This window comes from Haemophilus parainfluenzae, assembly GCF_003252795.1.
GTDB classification, from domain to species: Bacteria; Pseudomonadota; Gammaproteobacteria; order Enterobacterales; family Pasteurellaceae; genus Haemophilus_D; species Haemophilus_D parainfluenzae_K.
In genome coordinates this window covers 127,036-135,877 of record NZ_QEPQ01000005.1, presented here as the reverse complement: position 1 = coordinate 135,877, position 8,842 = coordinate 127,036, and the positions used below count along the sequence as shown (strand labels likewise).

The 8,842-nt window shown below is 38.0% G+C and carries 5 protein-coding genes and 1 rRNA gene; 5 read left to right on the top strand and 1 reads right to left on the bottom strand.

Annotated elements, in window-relative coordinates; all coding sequences use genetic code 11:
- From rrf to mfd, 5 genes are all read left to right on the top strand, one after another.
- A 5S ribosomal RNA gene (gene rrf / locus DPV81_RS08765) occupies positions 1–102 on the top strand; the annotation flags it as partial.
- Between the two features lie 103 nt (positions 103–205).
- Positions 206–1,972: an ATP-binding protein gene (locus tag DPV81_RS08760; RefSeq protein ID WP_111387937.1), complete on the top strand. Its 1,767-nt coding sequence runs from the start codon at positions 206–208 to the stop codon at positions 1,970–1,972.
- A gap of 3 nt (positions 1,973–1,975) precedes the next feature.
- Positions 1,976–3,820 (top strand): tRNA(Met) cytidine acetyltransferase TmcA, encoded by a 1,845-nt coding sequence (locus DPV81_RS08755; protein ID WP_207930108.1) that lies wholly within the window; start codon positions 1,976–1,978, stop codon positions 3,818–3,820.
- Positions 3,817–3,990: a DUF5363 family protein gene (locus DPV81_RS09420; protein WP_014065161.1), complete on the top strand. Its 174-nt coding sequence runs from the start codon at positions 3,817–3,819 to the stop codon at positions 3,988–3,990. Before DPV81_RS08755 ends, DPV81_RS09420 begins: the two co-directional genes overlap by 4 nt.
- A 118-nt stretch (positions 3,991–4,108) precedes the next feature.
- Positions 4,109–7,546: a transcription-repair coupling factor gene (gene mfd, locus DPV81_RS08750; RefSeq protein ID WP_111387945.1), complete on the top strand. Its 3,438-nt coding sequence runs from the start codon at positions 4,109–4,111 to the stop codon at positions 7,544–7,546.
- Positions 7,547–7,596: 50 nt separating this feature from the next.
- On the opposite strand, the gene gltS is transcribed toward mfd, so the two are convergent.
- Entirely contained in the window at positions 7,597–8,811 is a 1,215-nt protein-coding gene (gltS, locus tag DPV81_RS08745; protein WP_070775263.1) for a sodium/glutamate symporter, read from the bottom strand.
- Positions 8,812–8,842: the final 31 nt, after the last annotated feature.

Sequence of the window (8,842 nt, the reverse complement as noted above, 5' to 3'; positions counted from 1 at the left end):
AGCGGTGGTCCCACCTGACCCCATACCGAACTCAGAAGTGAAACGCCGATGCGCCGATGGTAGTGTGGGGCTTCCCCATGTGAGAGTAGGACACCGCCAGGTACTGAATGTAGAACCCCGAGCTGAATGGCTTGGGGTTTTTGTTTATAGATTTTTATTAAAAATTATATAGAATGATCTCAATTTTTATTTCTCAATATAAACCATGAAAAACTTTAGATATTTTGCGCAACGTTATGTTGATTGGGTTATTCGATTAGGTCGAGTTCGTTTCTCTTTACTTGGTATCGCTATTCTTGCGATTTTAGCTATCTGTATACAAATCTTATTAAGCACGCTCCTTAGTGATGGTATTCACTGGAGTGACATAGCTCGGTCGATCACTTTTGGTTTATTTACTGCTCCTTTTGTTATCTATTTCTTTACGCTACTTGTTGAACGACTAGAACGTTCCCGTTTAGAACTCTCTAAAACGCTTGCTAGATTAGAAAAAAATAGCCGTGATAAAAGTACCTTACTTGCAACGATTAGCCATGAATTACGTACGCCTTTAAATGGAATCATTGGTCTAAGCCGAATTTTATTGGATGATAAATTAACAGAACAACAACAAAATTACCTCAATACAATTAATCTAAGTGCTGTCAGTTTAGGCCATATTTTTAGTGATATTATTGATTTAGATAAGATCGACTCTAAGCGTATTGAATTAAATATCCAGCCTTGCGATTTCCATTCACTACTTAATGATTTCTATAATTTTGGTACCTTGATGGCGGAGCAAAAGGGGCTAAAATTCTCTTTAAAGCTGGATGATAATTTACCTAATTGGCTTTATCTCGATCGTGCTCGCCTTAGCCAAATTCTTTGGAATTTAATTAGTAATGCCGTCAAATTCACAGACAAAGGTGACGTTATTTTAAGGGTGCAGAAAATGCAAGATAATCAGTATCAATTTAGTGTTACTGATACGGGGGCAGGAATTGCACCTTGCGAATTAGATAAGATTTTTACCATGTACTATCAGGTTAAAGATAATATTCATCGTTCTGCGGGAAGTGGCATTGGTCTTGCAATTTCTAAGAATTTAGCTCAATTAATGAAAGGGGATTTAACGGTTGAGAGTGAACTGGAAAAAGGTTCAACCTTTTACTTAACGATCATTGCAGAAAAAGCTCAGGCTCATGATGGTAATGCTGAAAAAGCCATGCAGCATCTTTCTATTTTATTAGTAGAAGACGTTGAATTGAATGTGGTTGTGGCCAAAAGTATTCTTGAAAAGCAAGGCCATTATGTTGATGTTGCGATGAATGGTGAACAGGCTATCCAATTATTTGAGAAAAATACTTATGATATTGTTTTTCTTGATATTAAGTTGCCAGATATGTCAGGTTTTGATATTGCATACTATCTACGTAAAAACTACGAAGAAGGGATTTATGATTTTCTCCCACCTTTAATTGCCTTTACAGCGAACGTGATGCACAGCGAAGAAGAATATCAAGAGCAGGGAATGGATGGTGTGTTACGCAAGCCACTTTCTTTGGTTGAATTACGTCAGTGCTTTAAAACTTTTTTAGGCGATGATATTGAATGTATCTCTGATGAAGAAGAACCTCCTCAGGTTCAAGAAGGCATCAATATTTCACTTATTGAGTTAATCGGAAAATCTCAAGCTAAAGCTAATGTTGATTTATTTAAACAATGGATGCCGATTTATTTAGATGAATTAGAAACAGCCTATGACGATTATCTTGTAAACTCAGATATGCAACAAACGGTGTCAGATGTCGCACATAAAATTAAAGGTGCAGCTGCATCGGTGGGACTTGTTAATGTTCAAAATATCGCAAAACAGGCTCAAGACACCTCACTACCAAATTGGACATCCGATATTGCTTCATGGATAAAGCAACTCAGTAATGAATGGCCTCAAAATTTAGCTGAATTGGAAGCCTATTTAGAAAAATAATTCATGACACGTCATTTTCAAATTTTAGTCAGTGAGAATATGCCGTCTAATTTGCCGGCAAATACCTTGATCATTAATGAGTTTTCTAAAATTCAAAATCTTCTTGGACAAGAGTTTGAGACGATCTTGTTTGATGCACGGAAAGGTATCCATTTAGAGGCGCTCGCTATTGCAGCTGGTACATTGAAAATGAATGGCACCTTAATTGTCTTGCTATCAAATTGGGGGGAGCTTCATTCTCAAATAGATGAAGATAGTCTTCGTTGGTCAGGTTCGATTGAGGCAATTGCTACGCCAAGATTTATGACATATTTTAAGTATTGTATTCATAAATATGGTTTTCCCGTCCTTTATCATCAAAATGATTTAAAATTTGACCGCACTTCTCAGCAGTTATTTGTAAATCATAACGCGACCTTAGATCAGCAGAAAATCATTGAGCAAATCTTACAAAAAGAATCCGAGCTCTACTTTCTTACTGCCAAACGAGGAAGAGGGAAATCAGCTCTAGCAGGCTTATTAGCGAATCAACTGGATACTAAAATTTACCTCACCGCACCGAATAAAAGTGCGGTTAAAATTTTGGCTGAATTTTCACAAAAAGAGATTATCTTTATTGCACCAGATGAGCTTTTCCTTGCTTTGCAAAATGATCCTTCTTTTTCTGAAAATGCTTGGCTTTTTGTTGATGAGGCGGCAATGCTGCCGATTGCTCAACTTAGCGCTTTTTCCCAGCATTTTAAGCATATTTTATTTACGACAACCATCCATAGTTATGAGGGAACAGGACGAGGCTTTGAGCTTAAATTTAAGCAAAAAATTAACCGCACTTTTTCTGACTTTGAGCTTATTGAACCGCTACGTTGGTCGAAAGATGACGCTTTAGAGGCGTTTATCGATGAGCTTTTATTATTGAATGTAGAGGATGAGTTTAAGCAAACACCATACGATAAAAGCAAAATATGCCAAATTACTGAACGCTCACAAGAGAAAATACTTTCTTCATTGTCTCAATTCTATGGCTTAATGACATTAGCTCATTATCGTACATCACAATTAGATCTACGACGATTGTTTGATGCTAATTCACAGTGTTTTTTTACCGCTGAAAGTGAGCGAAATTTACTAGGGGCAGTTTGGTCATTAAAAGAAGGCGGGATTGAAGATTCAGCCCTCATTGAAGCGATTCAACAAGGAACTAGACGACCTAAAGGTAATCTTGTCCCGCAAGCACTTTGTTTTCATGCTCAACAACAAAAGGCTTGTGAATTGCATTCTTTACGTATTTCGAGAATTACGGTTCAGCCTATGTGGCAGCAGCATGGTATTGGTACACAACTCATTGAATATATCACACAAAATGCCAGTGTGGATTATTTATCAGTGAGTTTTGGTTATACCAAAGAGCTGGCTCAATTTTGGCAGAAATGTGGTTTTTCTCTTGTTCATTTAGGCGAGCATTTAGAGGCAAGTAGTGGTTGTTATTCAGCTATCGCTCTAAAAGGGCTTTCTACACAAGGCATTGAATTAGAAAAAGAAGCAACACAATCTTTTCAACGGAATATACCTTTGTCTTTCCATCCGCTCGTTCAGGAATTTAATATCACATCAGTAGATTGGGAATTGATTGACGAAGACTGGCTAAGCTTAAAAAATTTTGCTTATTTTCACCGCACTTTAGCTTCCGCTTTGCCGGCAATTCGTCGATTTTTAATGAATTTAGATGAAAAAGATTGCCCTTTAATGAGAGATTATTTCATCACAAAACAGGTACCCTATAATAAGAAAAATGGGTTAAAATTATTACGTTCGGAAATTGCACAAAAATTAAAAAAGGAGGCAAAATGAGCGAACAAGAAAAAAAAGGTTGGTTCCGTAAAGCGGTAGATGAATACAATAAATTTTGCAGTGAGCTTGGTTTAGATAAAGGTAGTTGTCGAGGTTGTATGCCACGCATTGAATTTGATGATGATGGTAAGGTAAAAAAAGAGAAACCACTAGAACCACTCAAAAAATGAAAGAAAACAGGGTTAATCAAGCCCTGTTTTTTTATACAGATAAATATTGAAAAGTAGAGTGGATTTGCTAAACTAATCAGCTATTCACGCAAAAATGAGATAAAAATTGACCGCACTTATGAAAACAACCTATTTTAATTTTGATATTCCAACTCAGCCCAATGACCATAAAATTCTTGGCAATGTATTAGCGAGTGCAGATGCACTTGCTGTTAGTGAACTTGCAGAGCAATACGATGGATTGACGGTGGTTGTGACACCGGATACCAAAAGTGCGGTTCGTTTATCACAAGTTTTACCAGATTTAACTTCTCAGCCCGTTCAGTTTTTTCCTGATTGGGAAACGTTGCCTTATGATTCTTTTTCCCCTCATCAAGAAATTATTTCTTCTCGTTTAAGTGCGCTATTTCATTTGCAAAATACTAAAAAAGGTATCTTTGTTTTACCGATTAGCACATTAATGCAACGTGTGTGCCCGCCGAAATATCTACAGCACAATGTCCTTTTGATTAAAAAAGGCGACCGTCTTGTCATTGAAAAATTGCGATTACAATTAGAGTCAGCAGGATATCGTTCCGTAGAGCAAGTACTAGAACATGGTGAATATGCTGTGCGCGGATCACTTTTAGATCTTTTCCCAATGGGAAGTGCAGTTCCATTTCGCTTAGATTTTTTTGATGATGAAATTGATTCGATTCGTACTTTTGATGTCGATACGCAACGAACGTTAGATGAAATTCAATCCATTAATTTATTACCAGCTCACGAATTTCCAACAGATGAGAAAGGCATTGAATTTTTCCGTACACAATTTAGAGAAACCTTTGGTGAAATTCGTCGTGATCCTGAGCATATTTATCAGCAAATCAGTAAAGGTACATTAATTTCAGGGATTGAATATTGGCAACCGTTATTCTTTGATGAAATGGCAACGTTGTTTGATTACTTGCCCGAAAAAACGTTGTTTGTGGATATGGAAACAAATCAAGCACAAGGTGAACGTTTTTATCTTGATGCCAAACAGCGTTATGAGCATCGAAAAGTTGACCCGATGCGTCCTCTTTTGCCGCCAGAACGATTGTGGTTAAGTATTGATGCAGTAAATCATGCATTAAAAAATTACCCTAAAATTAATTTCAAAGCAGAAAAAGTGCGGTCATCTGTTCGTCAGAAAAATTTAGCGGTGTCTGTATTACCAGCAGTGACCATTCAATCACAGCAAAAAGAACCGTTATCGCAACTTCGACAGTTTATTGAACATTTCAGAGGAAATGTTTTATTTTCAGTTGAGACTGAAGGACGTCGTGAAACTTTAGTAGATTTGCTTTCACCATTAAAAATTAAACCTAAACAGATTAAAACCTTATCTGACACAAATAAAGACAAGTTTAATCTTTGGGTAAGTCGTCTTGAGCAAGGTTTTATTCTTGATGAGGCTAAATTAGCCGTCATTACTGAACATGAAATTTTAGGTGAGCGGGTACAGCAACGTCAGCGTGATAAACGTAAGGCGGTGAATCCAGATACCTTAGTGCGTAATCTGGCAGAATTAAAAATTGGTCAGCCTGTGGTGCATTTAGATCATGGTGTGGGGCGTTATGGTGGGTTAGTTACGCTTGATACTGGAGGCTTAAAAGCAGAATATTTGCTGATCAATTATGCGAATGAGTCCAAACTTTATGTGCCTGTAGGTTCTCTTCATTTAATTAGTCGCTATGTAGGCGGCTCAGATGAAACCGCACCATTACATAAATTAGGTAATGAATCGTGGGTGAAAACGCGTCAAAAGGCTGCAGAAAAAATTCGTGATGTGGCAGCTGAATTACTTGATGTATATGCCCAACGAGAAGTAAAAAAAGGCTTTGAATTTAAATATGATCGTGAGGAGTTCCAGCAATTCGCAGCAACCTTCCCTTTTGAAGAAACACACGATCAAGCTATGGCGATTAATGCTGTCATTTCGGATATGTGCCAACCCAAGGCGATGGATCGTTTGGTTTGTGGTGATGTGGGCTTTGGAAAGACTGAAGTGGCGATGCGTGCAGCATTTTTGGCGGTCATGAACCATAAACAAGTTGCCGTATTGGTTCCGACAACATTGTTAGCTCAACAGCATTACGAGAATTTTAAAGATCGTTTTGCTAATCTTCCGGTTAATGTGGAAGTGCTTTCTCGCTTTAAAACAGCTAAAGAGCAAAAACAAATCTTAGAAAATTTAGCCGAAGGAAAAGTCGATATTCTGATTGGCACTCATAAATTGATTCAATCTGATGTGAAGTTTTCGGATCTTGGCTTACTCATCATCGATGAAGAACATCGCTTTGGAGTGGGACAAAAAGAGAAAATTAAACAACTTCGAGCGAATATTGATATTTTAACGCTTACCGCAACACCAATTCCTCGCACTTTGAATATGGCGATGAATGGTATTCGCGATCTTTCTATTATTGCGACACCGCCGGCTCGCCGAGTGAGTATCAAAACATTTGTTCGCCAGAAAGATGATTTAATTATTCGTGAAGCCATCCTGCGTGAAATTTTACGTGGTGGGCAAGTTTATTATTTGCATAATGATGTGGCGAGTATTGAAAATACAGCAGAAAAACTGACCGCACTTGTACCAGAAGCTCGCGTCGTGATTGGTCATGGTCAAATGCGAGAACGTGAACTTGAACGCGTGATGAGTGATTTTTATCATCAACGTTATAACGTATTAGTCTGTTCCACCATTATTGAAACAGGAATTGATGTACCAACGGCAAATACGATTATTATTGAACGTGCAGATAATTTTGGTTTAGCTCAGCTTCACCAGTTGCGTGGTCGAGTAGGGCGTTCTCACCACCAAGCTTATGCCTATTTGCTTACACCTCCGCCGAAATTAATGACGAAAGATGCGAAACGTCGTTTAGAGGCATTAGAAAGTTTAGATAACTTAGGCGCAGGTTTCATTCTTGCGACGCATGATTTAGAAATTCGCGGTGCCGGTGAATTATTAGGGAATGAACAAAGTGGGCAAATTGAAAGCATCGGTTTCTCACTTTATATGGAATTACTTGATGCGGCAGTGAAAGCCTTAAAAGAGGGCAGAGAGCCTTCATTAGAAGAGATTACGCATCAACAAGCAGAAATTGAGTTACGCGTTCCAGCACTATTGCCAGATGATTATCTTGGCGATGTGAATATGCGTTTGTCGTTCTATAAACGCATTGCTGCAGCGGAAAGTAAACAAGAGTTAGATGAATTAAAAGTTGAATTAATCGATCGCTTTGGCCTATTACCTGAAGCAACTAAAAACCTTTTACAAATTGCTGAAATGCGTTTAATGGTGAAACCATTAAAAGTACTGAAAATTGATGCAGGGGCTCAAGGTGGCTTTATTGAATTCTCTCCTTCAGCAAAAGTTGATCCAGAAAAATTCATCAAATTAATTCAACAAAATCCAATTGTTTATCGCTTTGATGGACCATTAAAATTTAAGTTTGTAAAAGCCCTTCCAGAAAACAAAGAGCGGTTAGAATTTGTGATGGATTTAGTGAAGAGGCTTACTGAGTAGCAAGTAAATAAAAAGGCTGACAAATGTCAGCCTTTCTTTTTCACGTTTTATTAGTGAAGCGCTTCAACAACGCTTAAGAACATTTTTAAGATACCGGCATTTAATAAGTCGATAAAGAATGCCCCTACCATTGGTACGATTAAGAACGCTTTGTGAGATGGTCCGAAACGACTGGTAATCGCTTGCATGTTAGCAACGGCTGTTGGTGTTGCGCCGAGACCGAAACCACAGTGACCCGCACTTAATACAATCGCATCATAATCTTTACCCATCATACGGTATGTGACGTAGATAGCGAAGAAAGCCATGAAGACAACTTGAACCGCTAAGATAACTAATACATCTGTTGCAAGACCTGCTAATTCCCAAAGTTTGAGAGACATTAAAGCAATCGCTAAGAAGATAGATAAACCTACGCTACCTAATACGTCAATCGCTGAATCAGCCACTTGGAATTTGAATAAGTGGGTTAAGCTGTTGCGAATGATTACGCCTGTAAACAAACACCATACGAATGTAGGTAATTGAATGTGAGTACCTTTTGTTAAGCCATCTAAGTATTGACCAATGAGTAAACATAAAGAAAGCATAGCGATGGTTTCAATGATTGAACGCGCATTGATTTTACGTTTATAAGTTGGGTGCTCAAATGCTTCTTGTACGTCATCTACTTCATCATTTTCTGGGTTCTCACCTTGTTTTTGATGATTTAATAAATAACGAGATACTGGACCACCTAAGATACCACCAAAGACTAAACCGAATGTGGCACATGCCATGGCGATTTCTGTCGCAGCCGGTAGATTAAATTCTTTAGTGAATGTTTCTGCCCATGCCGCACCTGTACCATGACCACCGGTTAGGGTAACTGAACCAGCAAGTAAGCCGTAAGCAGGATCAATGCCTAATAATTGAGTTCCTAAAATACCGATGACATTTTGGCAAACAATGAGTATTCCTGCCGCCAATAGGAAGATAACTAATGGTTTTCCGCCTTTAATTAAGCGAGCAAAGTTTGCACTTAAACCGATAGAGGAGAAGAATACCAACATCATAGATGTTTGTAAGCTTTTCTCAAAAGTGAATGAAGTGCCATTTACTTTGTATAAAATGGTTAATGCAATAGCCACAATAAAGCCGCCAACGACAGGCTCAGGGATATTAAATGTTTGTAAAACTCGAATGCGTTTTACTAGAAAAAAACCGAGTAATAATACAAAACTTGCTAAAGCAAGTGTTTGATAGGTATCAAAAACAATATTCACGAAATATCCTCCTATTTAGTTTGGTTTCGAG

Excerpts from the sequence above, each read along its gene's own strand:
- mfd (WP_111387945.1), top strand. The coding sequence starts at position 4,109 with ATGAAAACAACCTATTTTAATTTTGATATTCCAACTCAGCCCAATGAC.
- DPV81_RS08760 (WP_111387937.1), top strand. The coding sequence starts at position 206 with ATGAAAAACTTTAGATATTTTGCGCAACGTTATGTTGATTGGGTTATT.
- DPV81_RS09420 (WP_014065161.1), top strand. The coding sequence starts at position 3,817 with ATGAGCGAACAAGAAAAAAAAGGTTGGTTCCGTAAAGCGGTAGATGAA.
- DPV81_RS08755 (WP_207930108.1), top strand. The coding sequence starts at position 1,976 with ATGACACGTCATTTTCAAATTTTAGTCAGTGAGAATATGCCGTCTAAT.